Origin of the sequence: Alcanivorax sp. (assembly GCF_002726155.1) — a bacterium.
Lineage (GTDB): Bacteria > Pseudomonadota > Gammaproteobacteria > Pseudomonadales > Alcanivoracaceae > Alcanivorax.
Genome location: NZ_PBSH01000050.1, coordinates 24,488 through 40,780 on the forward strand (window position 1 = coordinate 24,488; position 16,293 = coordinate 40,780).

Below are 16,293 nucleotides of genomic sequence, written 5' to 3' on the forward strand. Positions count from 1 at the left end.
GTGACTTGAAACTGTTTTATTGTTTCAACGTTTCTTCCCTTCGAGCCTGATCATGCCAACGCTGCTGAAACGTTATACCGCATTGTTTGCCGCCAGCTGGTTTCCCGGTTACCAGGGGCAACTGCGTGGATTTTCGTTACAGCGGCTGCTGGTGATGCTGCTGTTCTGGCCGTTATTCCTGCTGGTACAGGGAATTAACGGTATCGGCCTGGGCCTGGATTATCTGCTGTTCCCGGCGTTCCGGCGCGTGACTGTGCGTCAGCCGTTGTTTGTGACCGGGGTGCCACGCAGCGGCACCACCTTTCTCCATCGCCTGCTGGCCATGGATACGCGGTTTACCACCACAGCGTTATGGGAGCTGCTGTTTGCGCCCTCGATTACCCAGCGTTATTTCTGGACCGGTGTCGCTCGTCTGGACAAAGTGATCGGTCGCCCGGGTGCGCGGCTTCTGTTCTGGGCGGAAAGGCGTTTGTTGGGCGGACTGGACGGCGTGCACAAGACCGGGCTGCTGGATCCGGAAGAGGATTATCTGGGATTGATCCCGGTATGGGGCTGCTTTCTGCTGGTGCTTGTGGTGCCTGTTCCTGCCCTGTGGCAACTGACGTTTCTGGACCGCGATGGCCGCCCGGAAGAAAAACAGCGGCTGATGCGCGCTTACCGCCGTTTTATTCAGCGCCACCTTTACTTCCACGGCCCGGAAAAAATCCTGCTATCGAAGAACCCGTCGTTTACCCCGTGGATGGAAACCTTGGCCGAAGCTTTCCCGGATGCCCGTTTTATCGGCTGCCTGCGCAGCCCCTCTGCGGCGGTGCCATCGCAGGTGAATTCCATTCTTATAGGCGCGCGCCTGTTCGATGGTCGCGACACCACCGCCTACTGGCGTGAAGGATTTCTGGCGATGCTGGAATACTACTATCGGCACCTGTTGGAGGTAGTAGAGCAGATGCCGGAACAGCGCCAGGCGCTGTCGGTGATGGAGACCCTGGCATCTGCTCCAGGCGAGACTGTACTGGGTTTTTACCAGCGGTTTGGCTGGCAGCCCGACGTGCAATTTTGTCAGCGGCTGCAGGAGCAGGACCGCAAGGCCAGGCAGTACCGCAGTGACCATCAGTATTCTCTGGATGCCCTGGGTGTCAGTGGTGAGGCGTTGCTGCACAGGTTTGGCTGGGTGTATGAGCGCTTCGGTTTCCATAAGCCTGACGCCTGAGCGTGTTGCATGCAGCGTGAAGCCTGTTGCGTCTCCTCTTGTTACATCTTGTCGCAATTACACCGTCATGGCGTGACCACCCTGTCACATTATCGACATGAGCGGCCGGGATACTGCCGGCCATGGATACCAAAGAGCTACGCATACTGTTTGTGGTGGATGCGATCAAGGGGCGGAATGGCGTCGGCGCCTACTTCCAGGACCTGGTCTCGCATCTGAAAGATCAGGTGGCGCAAGTGGAACTGGTGCAGCCCTGCATGCAGGATCCTCATCCTTGCCAGGGAGCGTCCATACCGATTCCCGGCGACCCCACCCAGCGGCTGTTCTTTCCCAAAGTGCGTGAGCTCAGCGCGCTGGTCTGGGAAATGAAACCAGATGTGATCGTCATTCCGGGGCCGGGCATTTTCTCCATGATCGGCTACTGGATCGCCAAGAAGTGGGGGATTCCGGTATGCGTCACCTTCCAGACAGATTACAACCGCCTGGTGGAGCTGTATTGGGGGAAGCGGCTGGCGCGGCTGGCCGGGGGCTTTCTCAACTGGGTGAACCGTACCCTGTTTCAGGGCAGCGAAACCGCCGCCACCATCTGCGAATCGATGATCGCCCAGGCGCGGGCCGCGGGGGCGCGCAATCCACAACTTGTAGGCACACCGTTGGCCCGCGAATTCGTGCATACGCCAGTGGCCGAGCTAGACAATACCGTACAGCGGGTTTGTTATGTGGGCCGGCTGGCGGCGGAAAAGAACATTGAATCCTTCCTCGCGCTGGCGTCCCGTCGCCCGGACCTGCAGTTTGACATTGCCGGCGATGGCCCGTTGCGCGGCAAGGTGGAAAAGGCCTGCGGCGAGCAGGGCAACCTGCATTTCCACGGCTGGTGTGCCCGTGAGCAAGTGGTCAGCATGCTGGATCGCTGTCAGGTGCTGGTGTTGCCCTCATCGGTGGAAGCCTTTGGTACGGTAGCGCTGGAAGCCATGGCGCGGGAGCGGTTGGTGATTACCACGCCGGCCTGCGGCATCAATGAATGGCCGGCATTGGCCAACGGCCTGTGGATCATGGACGAAGGGGAAAGCCTGTTCGATACCCTCGAGCGCCTGCAATCACTCAGCCCGGTGACGCGCTCGCTCAAGGCCGGCCAGGCCCGCCAGGCTGCCTTATCCATGAACGACCATGCGGTGACACAATGGACGGCAGTGCTGGCCCACTGCGCTACGCTGGCACCCAACCCAAACCCGGCGCTGCCTTCTCCCACCCTGGCATTGCTGCGCCGCCTGAGCAGCAGTTACATCCGCAATGCGCTCTGAGCCATTAACCGCACTGGTTTCGATTCACGATGTAATGCCCGAAACCCGCACGCGTGTCACCGCCATGCTGGCGAGGCTCAACCTGCCCGCCCAAGCGGTGACCTTGCTGGTGGTTCCCGGTAAAGACTGGCAGGCCGATGACCTGGATTGGTTACGGGGTCTGCAGGAGGCGGGGCATCCGTTGGCCGGCCATGGTTGGTCCCACCGTTGTCAGCCACCCATGACGCTTTATCACCGCTTGCACAGCGCGCTGTTGTCACGGGATGTGGCGGAGCATCTGTCGTTCTCCGGCGACGGCATTCAGCGGCTGGTGTGGGACTGTTATCGCTGGTTTATCCGTAATGGCCTGACGCCATCGCCGCTCTATGTGCCGCCGGCGTGGGCATTGGGCGCGTTGACCCCGGCACAGCTTGCCGGGTTGCCGTTTCGGTATGTGGAAACCTTGTCTGGTGTTCACGATACCCACAAAGGCACCTTCACTCGGCTGCCGTTGGCAGGTTTTGAAGCGGACACCGTATTTCGTGCCTGGACGTTACGCTTTTTCAATGCCATCAATATCAGCCAGTCCCGCCGCTCTGGAACACCGATACGCATCGGGCTGCATCCGGACGATTTTGAATTGCGGCTTGCCAATACGATTCTGCCTTTGGCGGCGTCGTTGACACAGACGTTTTCTTATTCCCAGGCACTGGAAATGCTAGTTAACCGCTCTGCAGTCATTTCGTTATAGTCTCTGGTTTAAAATAAACTATGAAGCCATGGGGCATAAAAAATACCCGCCGGGTGGCGGGTAATAAAGGCGCACTGTAAACCACTCGGCGATCAAGTTTTCAGTGCGATAGAGTGACTGAATAAAGTTGGTTTTTTTCTCAGTGTCGATATTTAGTGAATAACGAACCTTGTTTTTGAATTGATGCTTAAGGGGAGGGCACCACAGAATGCGTGGTGCCCTGGTTACTCATTAGTACACGTCAACATCTTCAGTGCTGTAAGGCATCTGGGTAGACAGCTTGCCTGTGATGGAGCAGTTTCCTGGATTCAGGCTTGCAGCAAAATCAAAAGATGAAGCATCGGTGTTGGGAACAGAGGCCCCATTGTTGTACATGGCAGTCACCGGGCCCGGGCCACAAGTGCCCAGGAAGGATGCCTGGACAGTGATGCCGTTGAAGGTGACCGGAACCAGAGTGTTCGCCGGGGGTACGGGAGCATCCGCAGCATCCACATGAGCAGTCCAGGGGAAGTTGGTCAGGTTGACCAAACCACAAAAACCAGCACCTGTTACGCTACCACCCGTTACCTGGATGTTGGCGCCGCCGCTGCCATCTGGCGCAATGTCGCCGTCGAGGCTTAGGTTGCAGTTGAGGTTAACGGCACCTTTGGTGAGCTGGATATTGCTACCGTAAAAGGTTACCCCGCTGACGCTGGGAACGACCACACCACCCTGATAAATATCGGCTGCATTCGCTGCTGTTGCCAGCAAGGAAGAGGCGGCCGCTGTTGCGACTACTATTTTTTTAAGGGAACTGATCATTGTTTTCTCCGTATTATCATAGTTGGAAAATTATTTGATTAGTCCCTTCACAGACTTCAACGAAACTGCGATACGCTTTGTGAAGAGCGGGTTCATGTTTGTGTTTTTTTGTTTTCATAGCAACATCAAAAAAATAAAAGCTGGAATTAGATTTAGTGTCTTATGAGATTTTATGGGAAGGCGTATGAGGAGCGTAGTGAATCACAGGGTAGGGGTTTGCGCTGGATAAGAAAGAAAGTTTTTTATTGGGTGATATATGAAGGCTGCCCATTTAGGGCAGCCATCTTGATTACTGAATATTTTTAATAGGTGAGGATATTAGCTGCATATAACTTCCTCCGGCCGGAATGTTAAGGGGTACTTGTCCCATAAGTGTTCCCCCAGATGTGAAGAAAATTTTGAAATCAATATCCACATCATTTTCATTGAACTGCTCGATGACCATCCGTCCATCGTCCAGAAACTCGACAGGGCCATTCAGATTCATGCTGATTGGGTAACTGTGAAGGTTGTTGCCGAAAGTGGCTGATTTCAGAATTCCGTCTACATAGGGAATGTCCATATAAAGATCAACGTTGGCTGAAAGCTCTGGGCCATCCTCGCCAGCATGTATCCAGCCAGTAATGGGCTTGGTGCGGTTGCCTTGACTGTCTTCGGCATAACGCATCCTGAGTATCTGCATGCCAGTGGGAGCCGATAGCAGGTTGCTGCCATACAAAAAGCTTCGAGTATAGATAGGGACTGAGCTACCAAAGATTTGTGATGGAAAAATAAGAACCTTGATGCCTTTTTCTGGGTCATATTCCTTGGTCACAATAGCGCTCAATGCTACCTGCAGATTTGTGAACTGTCTTTCCTCGCACTCGATCGGGTCACCCTTGTGCCCTTCAGGAATGGAGGAAAGGTCGATGGGTGCACTAGGATCGGTAATCGTGGACGCGTAATCAATCGCAGGAACATCAGCAATTGCGGTGTAACGACCACCATCATTCCCAATTGTGGCCTCGTAGCCACAGCCGATATTTCCACCGTCAATGCCTGCAAAAGTTAGTCCGCTTTGGAAGAATGCCTGTGTGGCGCCATCTAAAATGGCCGGCGTTTCCGATCCTTCTATATTGAGTGACGCTATTCTTGCGCTATTGGGCAGCTGTTCAATGCCGCTTTGTGTTTCTTGGGGAAGAGGCTCCTCTCCAATGGGCTCTGCGGTAACAGGTGTCACAAAGTCACTTCCAAGTGCAATCCCTTCGCTATCGAATTCAAATCCTGCAAATGCTGGAAGCAAGGGCGGGACACCCATTTTTACAGTTGCTTCACCCATAAGATTGCTGTTCGTATCGGCTGATGAAGCAGCTGAAAGACTTTGTAGTACATGGTTGGTGCTGCCTTCACCTCGAAAAAAGATTTCCAGATGAGGGCCGCCCGCATTCTGAAAATACGGGACTGCAGTGAGCAGGAAATTAGCTACATTAATGCCGCCAGTTGGAAAATTTTGGGTGGGTGTTCTTTCTTGTTCACCCAGTGGCTGGGTGAGTAGCGGCATACCATCTTGAGAGCAGATTGCTCCGGTGCCATCGCAGGTTGCATTGCTGGAGCCCAGATACGTATAGGCGAAATTGACGGCCGTTGGTTCCGTGACATTATTGGAGGCCATTTGATAGCGATACAGTGCCCCGGGTTTCCAGGGCATGTCAGGCCAGAACGTCAGGCTTTTGCTGCTGACTTTCACTTTGCCGGGCACCATTTCGAGGATGCTGCCGTCGACGGTAATTTCATGGACTTGAAAACTCTGCCCCAGTACGACGCTTTCCGGCGCAATTGCCTTACTGAACTGCACTGTCACTGGATGATTGGCTGGCAACGGCATGACAGGCAGCAGGTCGTCTGCTGGAACCTGATCCATCGGTGTGCCGTCGGTATAACCCGGGCTGCCCCCTTGGCATCGGCCGGCGATATTGTTGGCTAGATCCCGGGTGCTTGCATCCGTTACACAGGGATAACCGGGATACGCGCTGAGAACCAGTGGTGAAGTCTTTGGAACGGGCGCCTCTTCCAGTTGATCGGAATACTGCTCAACCTGAATCATCCGTGTTGGAATCCGCTCTGCCAGTTCAAACTGCAGGTTTTCTGCTGTCAGAGGATTATCCCCCAGGTCGGTAATCTGGCTGTTCAGGGCCAGCGTATAGATCGGTGCTGGCACGCCTGGCTGGTATTCACTGTAATCCAGTGGCTCATCCGGTTGGATTACCACACTGGCACCATCCACCTGGAACTGAAAGGGCATGTCCAGGCCGTCCTTCTGCAACACGATGTTGCCGGCCAGGGTGCTTCTTTCCAGGGGCTCGCTGAAATTCAGCACAATCGGCTCGCCGGGTTTCTGCTGGGTGGCATTGTCTCCGGGCATCCAGCTTTGCAGCTCTGGCGGCGTGGTATCTGCCACCTGTTCTGGCGGGTTCAGTTGGTCCCGGTAGGCTTCCATGTGGAAGCTCAGGGTGCCGTAGCCCCGTTCCTGGCCGAGGATATTCGGCTCTACCATGCTGACCGCATCAATGGTCATGATGCCGTCGACCACCAGGGCGGTGCCTACCAGTTCGATATGCAGGATGTCCTGGGTGACCGCGCCATTGGCGGTGGGGTCTTCGGTGGACATGGCCACATCCATGAACAGGCGCACCTGCCGTGGGGCATCGGCCCGCTGTGTGTAGGGGTTGGGCAGCAGGTAGCCGCTGGCATCGGACAGGAAGTGAACGTTAACCGCGCCGGTACTGAAACCGGCGGGGACTTCACCGCCAATGTTCACGTCGATGCTGGTGCCGGACAGGATGGTGCTTCTGGATACGGTGAAGGGGGTGACCTCCGGGTAGTTGGGCACGAAGGCCAGTTCAGCGTGAACGTCCCCCCCTTGTTGGGTGGCATTGTCGTCGCCCAGCAGGGTGGCGTTGATGGGCACCTCGTTAATCGGCAGCCCGGTGAGTGGTGACAGCAGGGCGCGGTTGGCCGAGTCACTGACTTTTTGGACCATGACTTCGCGGGGGCGGGAGTCTTTGGGGGTCAGGGTGTAGCTGTCGGCAGCCAGTGCATTGCCTGCGGTGCTGGCGAGCCCGCTTGCCAGTGTCAGGGTGTAGTTTTGGCCTGGTGTCAGGTCACTGGTTGGGTCGAGGGTGAGGTAGGGGCCGTCTACCAGTACCCGGGCTTCGACCAGCTCACCGCCGGGGCCGCTCAGGGTGAGGGTGTCGGTGCTGTCGTTGCCATATTGAACGCTGGCCGGGTCCAGCGGCTGGGAGAACTGCAGCCGGAGTGTGGAGAAGTCCATGACCGGTAGCGCTTGGCCGTCGGGCACCAGGCGGCTTAGCGCAAAGTCGCTGCTTGCCAGTACCTGGCTGCTTGGCCCTTCTTCCAGGGCGCGGGTGGTGAAGCTGAAAACATGGCTGTCGGTATCGCCATCCATGAGCGGCAGGCCATCGACGACGACGGTGTAGCGCGACAGCGGTGCCAGCCGGGTGTCGGGGGTGAGCACGAGGCCGCGGCCGTTATCGATTTCGCGCAGGGTGTAGCTCAGGCTTGTGCCGTTGCGATTGCCCTCGTGCAGGGTGATGTGGCTTTGTGCGCTGCTGCTGTTCACTGCACTGGTGAAACGCAGGATCACCGGGGCAGGTGTGGCAATTTCGGTTTGCCCCTTGGCCGGGTAGCTGTACACCAGCGATTGGCTGCCGGCGTTCCAGGTGTCGGTGTTGGTGCTGCCACTGTCTTCGCCGCCGCAGGCGGCGAGCAGCACGGCGGAGGTGAGGGTTGCTAGCGTTTTTTTCATTATAGCCTCCGATTAAAATTTCATGGTCATGGAGCCGGAGAAGACACTGACGTCTCCTTCGGTGGTGACGGTTTCATAGGGATTCACTGGCACCATGGGATCGGTGGAGGTGAGCTCGAAATCCCGCTCGTCGATCATCTGGTACTGGTAGCCGAAAGACAGGGATAGCGGGTAAGCCAGAACAGGCGGATCACGCAGTTCCAGGGTGGCGCCAAGGCCGATGAGGGTGCGGTCCGCATCCAGGTAGTTCACATCCAGGCTGCGTTTGCCTTCCAGAGGCGACTCCTGGAAGGCGACGCCGCCGGTGAGGGTGAGCATGTCGTTCACCCGGAATTCGCCCCCCAGGCGCGGGATCAGCACATCCTGGAAGTTCAGGTTGGCCTGGTCCTTGATGGTGTCACTTTCGAATTCGTCACTGAGATCGGACCAGGCCTGGTATTCCAGGGTGAGCCCGAGGCGCCAGCGGTCGCTGCGGTACAGCATGCCCAGGGAGGTGATATCCGGCTGGTAGGCATCCAGGGTGGCGATGGCCAGGTTGAGGCCGGGAGCAGGAATGGTGCCGGGAATAATGGTGGTGGCTTCCACCTTGGTTTCGGTATTGGAATGGCCACGGAAGGAGAGGGCCGTTTCGATGCCGTCAAACAGACAGTCGCCGCCACCGCAGAAGGTTTCAGCCCAGTTCACGTTCATGCCGAAAACCGGGCGGATAGACGGCTTGGCGCTGACGTTGAGGCTTTCCAGGCTGGTGTTGCCTTGCAGGTCCGTATAAGCGTACAGCTCGGCGTCCGCGTGCAGGGTGACGCGGGCAGTCAGGCCGACATCGATGCCGCGCAGGACTTCGGTGGCCCCGCCCAGATTCAGGAACAGCGGCTGGCGCCCGTAACTGAAATATTGCCCGCTGTTGGAGGTGCTGGAGTTAAAGGCCAGCATTTCCTCGCCGTATTTCTCCACGCCCGCGATAAAACCAAAATAAATCGGGTGCTCACTTTTTGTCAGTGAACTGAGATTCGTTTTCATCCCAATAAGGGTTTGCTGGGAGGGGGTGTCCTGAATCACGTCACTGCTGCGACCCAGCGGTGCCGCGCCCCCCTGGCTGCTGATGCGCAAGTCGTGCTCGGCATGTAACAGCCCCAACGTCAGCTCCCCGCGTTCGTCATGGGCCAGATAAGCCGGGTTGTAATAGGTGGCAGATACATCGCTGTTGAAGAGCGAGAGTGCCTGGGCACTGGCCACATCCCCCGGTAATACACCGTAGTTGGTGCCGATATTGCCCATATTGGCCATGGCGGTTGGGGTGAGGGCGAAAAAAGCAAGCGAAGTCAAACCGGCGTACCGGAAAGATGGCATTTTCATATCACGTTTCCCTGTTGTTGGTATCTGTTTTTGTTGGTTAGTGGTTGTTCGTGAGACTTTTTACGTTTATGTATAGGGCTTATGAACGAGCTTCAGACTAGGACTTGGGTGCACCTTTTAAAAACCGAAAAAAATAAAAACTACTTTTAGGAATAAAAATGACGGTAAAGCTGATAAAGGAATTCAGCGTGTTTGTGCAGTTGGTCAAAGCGGGGAAGATGACCGATGCGGCGCGGGTATTAGGGATGTCGCCAGCGACCATCAGCCAGCGCTTGCGCCACCTGGAGCAAGAGCTGGGGGTGCGGTTGGTCAACCGTAATGCCCGGGGGATGAAGGTGACCGATGAAGGGCGCGCTTTGTTTGAGCGGCTGGATGGTTTGATGGGCGATCTGGAGGACACTGCCGAGGCGGTGGTGCAGCTTGCCAAGGGACCCCACGGCACCTTGCGCGTGTGGTCGACCATGGGGTTGGGACGCAACCGTATCGCGATGCTTGTGAAAGAGTTTATCGCGCGTTTTCCTGAGGTGCCGGTGCAACTGTTTCTGGGCGACAGGCCCTATGATTTCGTGAGTGAAGGGCTGGATGTGGCGATTGCCATTGGGCAGCCGGAAGACTCTTCTCTGGTGGCCAGAAAGCTGATGGACAACCGCTGCCACTTGATCGCTTCTCCGCAGTACCTGGCCACACACCCTGCGCTGAAAACCCCGGAGGATTTACGCGACCATGAGTGCCTGATTCTGGATTGCCATGCGTCGTTCAAGGACTTCTGGCCGCTGTACGATGACCAGGGTAGTCAGCATTCTATTAAGGTACGGGGCAAGCTGCAGACGGACCATAGTGAAGTGTTGTTGCAATGGGCTGTGGACGGCATGGGGATCGCGTTGAAAAGTGCCTGGGATATTCAGCCTTATCTTGATGATGGGCGCCTGGTGGAAGTGTTACCGAATTATCGCCCGCCGGATCTGGATTTTTATTTGGTTTACCCGGAAAGGAAGTGTTTACCGGCGAAGACGCGGGTTTTTATGGATTTTCTTTTTGAGAAAGTCCCCACAGGAAAGGGAGGGAATTGATCGCCTGATAAACGTGCTTATTCCTGAATATAAGTTTTACTTTTTTGATGGCGTTTTCGCTCTTGTGCGAGACAGAATCGCTATTTTTAGCCCCCCAAAAATAATAATTGCGGCTTTCCCCGCACGATTTTCGTCATTTCCGCTCTGGTTATTGTGAAATCCATTCTTGATGGCGCGATTGGCCTGCCTGGCAAGCCGCTCAGAAGGGGCGCCTAGTCCCGATAACGTTTGCGCAATTCGCCATAGGCGTCCACGCGCCGGTCGCGCAGGTAGGGCCAGATGCGGCGTACGGATTCACTGCGTTGCATGTCTACATCAGCGAGCAGCACCTGCTCGTTGTCGCTGTCGGCCTGGGCCAGGAATTCGCCCTGTGGCCCACAGATAAAGCTGTTTCCCCAGAATTGTATGCCGCTGTCGTCCGCCGGGCTTTGTTCAAAGCCGGTGCGGTTGGCGACCAGCACCGGTAAACCGTTGGCCACGGCATGGGCGCGCTGAATGGTGATCCAGGCGTCCAGCTGGCGCTGTTGTTCGTCCTGTTCATCGGTGCGATCCCAGCCGATGGCGGTGGGGTAGAGCAGCAGGTCGGCGCCGGCCAGTGCCATCAGGCGGGCGGCCTCCGGGTACCATTGGTCCCAGCACACCAGCAGGCCCAGTTTGCCCACGCTGGTGTCGATGGGGCTGAAGCCGCTGCGGCCATCGTTGAAGTCTGCATCGCCGGGGGTGAAATAGAATTTTTCATAGAAGCCCGGGTCGTCGGGAATGTGCATCTTGCGGTAGATGCCGGCAAGGCTGCCGTCTTTTTCCAGTACCACGGCGGTGTTGTGGTAGAGACCGGTGGCGCGCTTTTCAAACAGACTGCCGACGATGACGATGCCCAGCTCTTTGGCCAGTGCACCCAGGGTGTCGGTGCTGGGGCCGGGGATAGATTCAGCCAGATCAAAGACGCCGGTGTCCTCGGTCTGACAGAAATACAGGCTGCGGTGTAATTCCTGCAGCAGCACCAGTTCGGCGCCCTGGGCGGCGGCCTCGCGCACCTTCGCCAGGGAATGATCCAGATTGGCTTTCAGGTCGGCGGTGTTTGTTTGCTGGATAACGGCAACACGCATGGGCATTTTCCTTGTACTGGGCTGGCTGGGCTCAGTGTTGAATAGATAATTAAAGCGCGCCTTGCGGCAATTGCATGGTGACACAGTGCAGGCTGCCATGCTGTTCGATCAGTACCCGGCAGTTGACGGCCACCACCGTGCGAGCGCCGGATACGGACTGCAACGCATCCAGTGCTTGCTGGTCGGTGTCGCAGCCATAAACCGGCACCAGAATTTTCTCGTTGGTGATCAGAAAGTTGGCATAGGTGGCCGGCAGACGTTCTCCCTCGCGGCAATACTGGGCAGAGGGCAGCGCCAGCGGGACCAGGGTCAAATTATGCTGAGCTGCCAGGCGCTGCAGTTCCTGCTCCATGGCGGCGAGGCCGGGGTAGTGGCTGTCGTGGGTATCCTGGCATTGCACATAGGCCAGGGTTTTCTCGTCCACAAAGCGGGCGAGGGTGTCCACGTGGGCGTCGGTGTCGTCGCCTTCCAATTCGCCATGGTCCAGCCACCAGATATCACTGACGCCTAGCTGTTGTTTCAGCTGTTCGGTCAGTTCCGCTTCCGAAAGGTCCGGGTTGCGATTGGGGTTGCGCAGGCAGTGGCGGGTGGTCAGCAGGTTGCCATGGCCATCGGTATCGATGGCGCCGCCTTCCAGTACCAGGGCGTGGGTTTCCAGGGGGAGCTGCCAGGGCAGTTGCTGGTTGAGGGCGTTGTCCTTGTCGGCGGCGAACTTGCCGCCCCAGCCGGTAAAGGTGTAGTCCAGCAGCTGTGTCTGCTCGCCGTTGCGAATGGCAATGGGGCCGAAATCCCGGGCCCAGGTGTCGTTGTAGTCGGCGATCACCACCTGCAGGCGCTGGGCGTCGATGCTCCGTGCAGCGACCTGAGCGTGAATATGTTCACGGGTGTGGGCGTTACGGCACACCAGCAGCACATGCTCGTGATCAAGCAGGGCAGCGAGGATATCCAGATAACAGGTTTCGGCGTCGGCCAGGTGATCGGCCCAATCGGTATGGGCGTCGGGCCAGGCGAGCAGGACCCCCCATTGGGGAGTCCATTCAGGAAGAAGTTGGCGCATAGCGAAGAGTGTCCGCAGGGTTGGCTATGCGCGCGAGTGTGCTACTGGCGGGCACCCCAGTCAATATAGAAACCGCCGTCATCGGCTGTGTCTTTTACGTCGTTCGCCGCGTCCTCTGCGGCCTGTTGGGTCTGCTCTGCCTGCTCGACGTGTTCTTCCACGTTTTGCTCGGCTTCAGCCTGTGCAGCCTGTGCTTTCTCGTTGGCGTCATCAACGGCGTTTTGTGCTTTGGCCTGGCTGTCTTCTACCGCTTGATTGGCCGCTTCGCTGGCCTGGTCAACGGACTGCCGGGCTTCTTTCTCTACGCTGGCCGCTTTCTTCTGTGCAGCCTGCTCGGGCGTGTCTTCGCCGGCGATGATGATGCGGCCGGTGACGGGGTCAAAGCGGAATTCGCCTTCGTCGGTGGAGCCTGCGCCCGGAGCTGTTGTTTGGGTAGGCGTACTTGCCTTGGTTGCAGCGGCGGGAGCTGTTTCTGCTGTCTTTTTCGCTGGCTTGGCGGTGTCGGGAGCGGCGGGAGCGCTTTCCGGGGTGGCTGCGGCTTTCGTTTCCGGTGCAGGAGGTGTGGCCTGGCTTGGGGTGGTAGCGGCAGGCGCGGATTGTGCCGGGCTGGCGTCGCTGTCGCCTTCGCTGACAAAACGGCCGGAAACCGGATCGAAGACCGGCCCACCCTGATCGTTGTTGTCGCTGGCGCTGGCTGAAGATGCCGGTGCGTTGGCGGTGGCTGCAGTTTTTTCTTCCGTTTTTTCTTCGATGGGGGGCAAGGTATCGACCTGCTGGCCGGAGACTACATCCGGTGCCGCACTGGCCGGCCGATCAACGACGGTGTGCAAGGCGGTGTCGTTTTCGAAGTAGACGGTGAAGCCGTTGTAGAACCAGCGGGTGATGGCGGGGCTGCCCACCGGGCCCTTGCTCTGGTTGGGGGCGCCGAATTCTGCGCGGACCTGGGATTGGGACATGCCGCGTTGGGGAACGTCGGCCGCCAGTGAGGCAGCGGGCATGGCCAGCGCTGCTGAGGCCAGCAACGTCATTATTTTTATCTTCATTTCTTCCCCCGGCGAGATTGTATTTTCTTTCGATATTAGAAAGTTAGGTAAACTTATTCAACCATTTTGCTAGCAGGCGAACGCTGACGCCGATCACAAAGCGGAGTGCTGGGGTCATTGCGCCGGCTTCCGGCGGTAATGGCCGTAGTATTTGCCCCGGGTTTCGGGTTAAATGCGCTGCATGTTTCGACCTCTATCCTTCTATGTGGGGCTGCGCTATACCGGCGCCCGTGCCCGCAACAGTTTTATTTCGGTGATTACACTGATTTCAGCACTGGGCCTGATGTTGGGCGTGGCGGTGTTGATAACGGTGCTATCTGTCATGAACGGCTTCGATCGTGAGCTGCAGACCCGCATTTTGGGCATGGTGACGCACCTGTCGGTGCATGGCCGTGAGCCGGTGCAGGACTGGCAGGCGCTGGCTAACCGGCTGGACCATCACGATCAGATCGAGGCGGCAGCACCGTTTGTGCAATTGGAGGGCATGCTGACCCATCGTGGCAATGTGGCAGGGTCGCTGATCAACGGCATTGAGCCTGATGCCGAGCGCAAGGTGTCCATCGTCGGCGATTTCATGCACCAGGGGGATCTGGAAAGCCTTGAGCCGGGCGAGTTTGATATGGTGCTGGGCTATGGCTTGGCGCGGCGCTTGGGAGCAGAACTGGGTGACAAGGTGACCCTGGTGCTACCGGAAGCCACTATCTCGCCAGCCGGGGTGATGCCCCGTTTCAAGCGATTCACCGTCACCGGGATTTTCCGGGTGCGGGCCGAAGTCGACTCGCTTTATGCCTATGTGAATGTGGCGGACGCCGCCAAGCTGGCTCGCCAGGCGGGCACAGTGCAAGGGGTGCGGCTGAAGCTGAACGACCTGTTCAGTGCCTCCAATCTGGGCTGGACGCTGCAACAGGAGCTGGGGCCGAATTACTACACCAGTGACTGGACCCGCAGCCACGGCAACCTCTTCCAGGCCATCAAGATGGAAAAGACCATGATGACGCTGTTGCTCAGCTTCATTGTGGCGGTGGCGGCCTTCAATATTATTTCCAGCCAGGTGATGCTGGTGACCGAGAAGCGCGGCAACATCGCGGTGTTGCGCACGCTGGGAGCGTCACCGGGGACGATCATGCGCATTTTCATGGTGCAGGGCACCCTGATTGGCGTGGCCGGGACCTTGCTGGGTACCGTGTTGGGGGTGCTGTTGGCCACCAATGTGAGCAACATTGCCGAGTGGGTAGAGAAGACCTTTAATACCCGCTTGTTTGATGCCTATTTTGTGAATTATCTGCCGTCCGAGCTGCAGTGGTCCGATGTGGGCACCATTGTGGGGATCGCGTTGTTCATTAGTTTCTCTGCCACCCTGTATCCTTCCTGGCGTGCCAGCCGGGTACAACCTGCGGAGGCGCTGCGCTATGAATAATTCAACGCCTGTCCTGCATGCGCAAACGTTGGTGAAAGCCTACGAAGAGGGCAATAACGAACTGGAAGTGCTCAAGGGTGTGGACCTGACCGTACACAAGGGCGATATCCTGGCGATTATCGGTGCGTCCGGTTCAGGCAAGTCGACCTTGTTGAATCTGCTCGGTGGTTTGGATCACGCCACTCGGGGTACGGTTTCGATTGCAGGTACTTCCGTGGCATCGCTGAACGATCGCGAAACCGGGCGGCTGCGCAATCGCTATCTGGGCTTCGTTTACCAGTTTCACCATCTGTTGCCGGAATTTACCGCGCTGGAAAATGTGGCCATGCCGTTGTTGATCCGTGGCGAGAAGCCGGCGGATTGTCAGGCCCGGGCCGCGGCGATTCTGGAACGGGTGGGGCTGGGACCTCGTCTCAAGCACAAGCCTTCGGCGTTAAGCGGCGGGGAGCGTCAACGGGTGGCCATTGCCCGTGCGCTGGTGACCGAGCCGGCACTGGTAATGGCGGATGAGCCCACCGGGAATCTGGATGAGCGCACCGCTGCACAAGTGCAGGCGTTAATGATCGAGTTGAATGAGAATCTGGGCACGGCGTTCATGATCGTGACCCACGATAGGGAGTTTGCCTCCCGCTGCCCGCAGCAATATGAGCTGCACGACGGGTTACTGCGGCGGCTTTGAGTCGTCGCGGGCCTCGTCGGCCTCACGTTTTGCCTCTTCTTTGGCGTTTTCCTTTGCTTCCTGTCTGGCCTCCCGGCGTTCCGCCCGGACGCGCCGGTGCGCCCGCAGGTTCCAGCTACGAATCACCGCCAGCCGCCAGCTGACCTTCACTGCCAGGTAGGCCAGCCCACCGAACAGGAATGCGCACAGCAACGAGCCCACCCACAGGGGAATCAACTGCTCCACAAACCAGGCCACAGTAATGCCTTCGCCACTGTGGGGCGGCATGCCCAATAACCAGGCACCGATGCGGTAGGTGAAGTAGAAGATGGGGACATAGGTGACCGGGTTGGAAATCCAGACCAGCATCACCGACAGCGGCAGGTTGCAATGAAAGCGTACCGCCAGTAACGCGGCCAGCCCCATTTGCAGGGGAATGGGGAGCAAGCCGGAGAAAATGCCGATAAAGGCGGCGCCCGCCAGTGAGCGGCGGTTGATGTGCCAGAGATTGGGGTCCGACAACACCTCCCCGAGAAAGCTCAACGACTTGGTCTGCCGAATGCGTTCGGGTGTTGGCAGGTATTTGCGGAATATCCGTTTTGGCATGAACTCGCATCTACTGGCTGGGGTCGGGAGCGTCTGGCTGCCCCGGTACATTCTGGCTGGCGTTATTTATCTTGCCGTCCACGAACGCACTCTATCAGTTCGTTGCTATGCCCGGTACGTTCGTGCCGGGATTAACCGC

Annotated in this window: 13 protein-coding genes; 6 read left to right on the forward strand and 7 right to left on the reverse strand. The window is 57.6% G+C overall.

Translation table 11 applies throughout. The features are described from left to right. Window positions 1-52: 52 nt before the first annotated feature. The 3 genes from CL546_RS15095 (at window position 53) to CL546_RS15105 (ending at window position 3,238) form a co-directional block, all read left to right on the forward strand. Window positions 53-1,207 (forward strand): sulfotransferase, encoded by a 1,155-nt coding sequence (locus tag CL546_RS15095; protein WP_290496443.1) that lies wholly within the window; start codon window positions 53-55, stop codon window positions 1,205-1,207. Between the two features lie 122 nt (window positions 1,208-1,329). Continuing rightward, window positions 1,330-2,508, forward strand: a complete 1,179-nt coding sequence (locus CL546_RS15100) for a glycosyltransferase (RefSeq protein WP_290496444.1) — start codon at window positions 1,330-1,332, stop codon at window positions 2,506-2,508. Continuing rightward, window positions 2,498-3,238: a polysaccharide deacetylase family protein gene (locus CL546_RS15105; RefSeq protein WP_463671047.1), complete on the forward strand. Its 741-nt coding sequence runs from the start codon at window positions 2,498-2,500 to the stop codon at window positions 3,236-3,238. The genes CL546_RS15100 and CL546_RS15105 overlap by 11 nt, the downstream gene beginning before the upstream one ends. Before the next feature lie 231 nt (window positions 3,239-3,469). Here CL546_RS15105 and CL546_RS15110 read toward each other — a convergent pair whose 3' ends face one another. From CL546_RS15110 to CL546_RS15120, 3 genes are all read right to left on the reverse strand, one after another. Continuing rightward, window positions 3,470-4,039 (reverse strand): hypothetical protein, encoded by a 570-nt coding sequence (locus CL546_RS15110; RefSeq protein WP_290496446.1) that lies wholly within the window; start codon window positions 4,037-4,039, stop codon window positions 3,470-3,472. A gap of 289 nt (window positions 4,040-4,328) precedes the next feature. Continuing rightward, window positions 4,329-7,844 (reverse strand): Ig-like domain-containing domain, encoded by a 3,516-nt coding sequence (locus CL546_RS15115; RefSeq protein ID WP_290496448.1) that lies wholly within the window; start codon window positions 7,842-7,844, stop codon window positions 4,329-4,331. A 12-nt stretch (window positions 7,845-7,856) separates the two neighbouring features. Continuing rightward, a complete protein-coding gene (locus CL546_RS15120) occupies window positions 7,857-9,197 on the reverse strand; it encodes an OmpP1/FadL family transporter (protein WP_290496450.1) in 1,341 nt (446 codons plus the stop codon). Between the two features lie 158 nt (window positions 9,198-9,355). On the opposite strand from CL546_RS15120, the gene CL546_RS15125 reads away from it, so the two are divergent. Further along, on the forward strand, window positions 9,356-10,267 hold the full coding sequence (locus CL546_RS15125) for a LysR family transcriptional regulator (RefSeq protein WP_290496452.1): 912 nt from the start codon (window positions 9,356-9,358) through the stop codon (window positions 10,265-10,267). Between the two features lie 212 nt (window positions 10,268-10,479). On the opposite strand, the gene CL546_RS15130 is transcribed toward CL546_RS15125, so the two are convergent. From CL546_RS15130 to CL546_RS15140, 3 genes are read right to left on the reverse strand one after another with little or no spacing between them, the layout of a single operon-like run. Further along, a complete protein-coding gene (locus CL546_RS15130) occupies window positions 10,480-11,373 on the reverse strand; it encodes a carbon-nitrogen hydrolase (protein ID WP_290496454.1) in 894 nt (297 codons plus the stop codon). Between the two features lie 49 nt (window positions 11,374-11,422). After that, window positions 11,423-12,430 (reverse strand): agmatine deiminase family protein, encoded by a 1,008-nt coding sequence (locus CL546_RS15135; protein ID WP_290496456.1) that lies wholly within the window; start codon window positions 12,428-12,430, stop codon window positions 11,423-11,425. 41 nt (window positions 12,431-12,471) lie between these two features. Then, window positions 12,472-13,473 (reverse strand): hypothetical protein, encoded by a 1,002-nt coding sequence (locus CL546_RS15140; protein WP_290496458.1) that lies wholly within the window; start codon window positions 13,471-13,473, stop codon window positions 12,472-12,474. Between the two features lie 181 nt (window positions 13,474-13,654). Here CL546_RS15140 and CL546_RS15145 point away from each other — a divergent pair, with 181 nt between their 5' ends. Both CL546_RS15145 and lolD read left to right on the forward strand, forming a co-directional pair. Then, window positions 13,655-14,890, forward strand: coding sequence for a lipoprotein-releasing ABC transporter permease subunit (locus CL546_RS15145; protein WP_290496459.1), 1,236 nt, complete (start codon window positions 13,655-13,657; stop codon window positions 14,888-14,890). Continuing rightward, a complete protein-coding gene (lolD, locus tag CL546_RS15150) occupies window positions 14,883-15,569 on the forward strand; it encodes a lipoprotein-releasing ABC transporter ATP-binding protein LolD (RefSeq protein WP_290496461.1) in 687 nt (228 codons plus the stop codon). Before CL546_RS15145 ends, lolD begins: the two co-directional genes overlap by 8 nt. On the opposite strand, the gene CL546_RS15155 is transcribed toward lolD, so the two are convergent. Beyond that, on the reverse strand, window positions 15,552-16,154 hold the full coding sequence (locus tag CL546_RS15155) for a DUF2062 domain-containing protein (protein WP_039925826.1): 603 nt from the start codon (window positions 16,152-16,154) through the stop codon (window positions 15,552-15,554). The two genes, lolD and CL546_RS15155, sit on opposite strands and share 18 nt — an antisense overlap. Between the last annotated feature and the right edge of the window lie 139 nt (window positions 16,155-16,293).

Coding starts and splice junctions, on each gene's coding strand:
- CL546_RS15110 (WP_290496446.1), bottom strand. CDS start 4,039: ATGATCAGTTCCCTTAAAAAAATAGTAGTCGCAACAGCGGCCGCCTCT.
- CL546_RS15135 (WP_290496456.1), bottom strand. CDS start 12,430: ATGCGCCAACTTCTTCCTGAATGGACTCCCCAATGGGGGGTCCTGCTC.
- CL546_RS15095 (WP_290496443.1), top strand. CDS start 53: ATGCCAACGCTGCTGAAACGTTATACCGCATTGTTTGCCGCCAGCTGG.
- CL546_RS15145 (WP_290496459.1), top strand. CDS start 13,655: ATGTTTCGACCTCTATCCTTCTATGTGGGGCTGCGCTATACCGGCGCC.
- CL546_RS15130 (WP_290496454.1), bottom strand. CDS start 11,373: ATGCGTGTTGCCGTTATCCAGCAAACAAACACCGCCGACCTGAAAGCC.
- CL546_RS15105 (WP_463671047.1), top strand. CDS start 2,498: ATGCGCTCTGAGCCATTAACCGCACTGGTTTCGATTCACGATGTAATG.
- CL546_RS15100 (WP_290496444.1), top strand. CDS start 1,330: ATGGATACCAAAGAGCTACGCATACTGTTTGTGGTGGATGCGATCAAG.
- CL546_RS15115 (WP_290496448.1), bottom strand. CDS start 7,844: ATGAAAAAAACGCTAGCAACCCTCACCTCCGCCGTGCTGCTCGCCGCC.
- lolD (WP_290496461.1), top strand. CDS start 14,883: ATGAATAATTCAACGCCTGTCCTGCATGCGCAAACGTTGGTGAAAGCC.
- CL546_RS15140 (WP_290496458.1), bottom strand. CDS start 13,473: ATGAAGATAAAAATAATGACGTTGCTGGCCTCAGCAGCGCTGGCCATG.
- CL546_RS15155 (WP_039925826.1), bottom strand. CDS start 16,154: ATGCCAAAACGGATATTCCGCAAATACCTGCCAACACCCGAACGCATT.
- CL546_RS15125 (WP_290496452.1), top strand. CDS start 9,356: ATGACGGTAAAGCTGATAAAGGAATTCAGCGTGTTTGTGCAGTTGGTC.
- CL546_RS15120 (WP_290496450.1), bottom strand. CDS start 9,197: ATGAAAATGCCATCTTTCCGGTACGCCGGTTTGACTTCGCTTGCTTTT.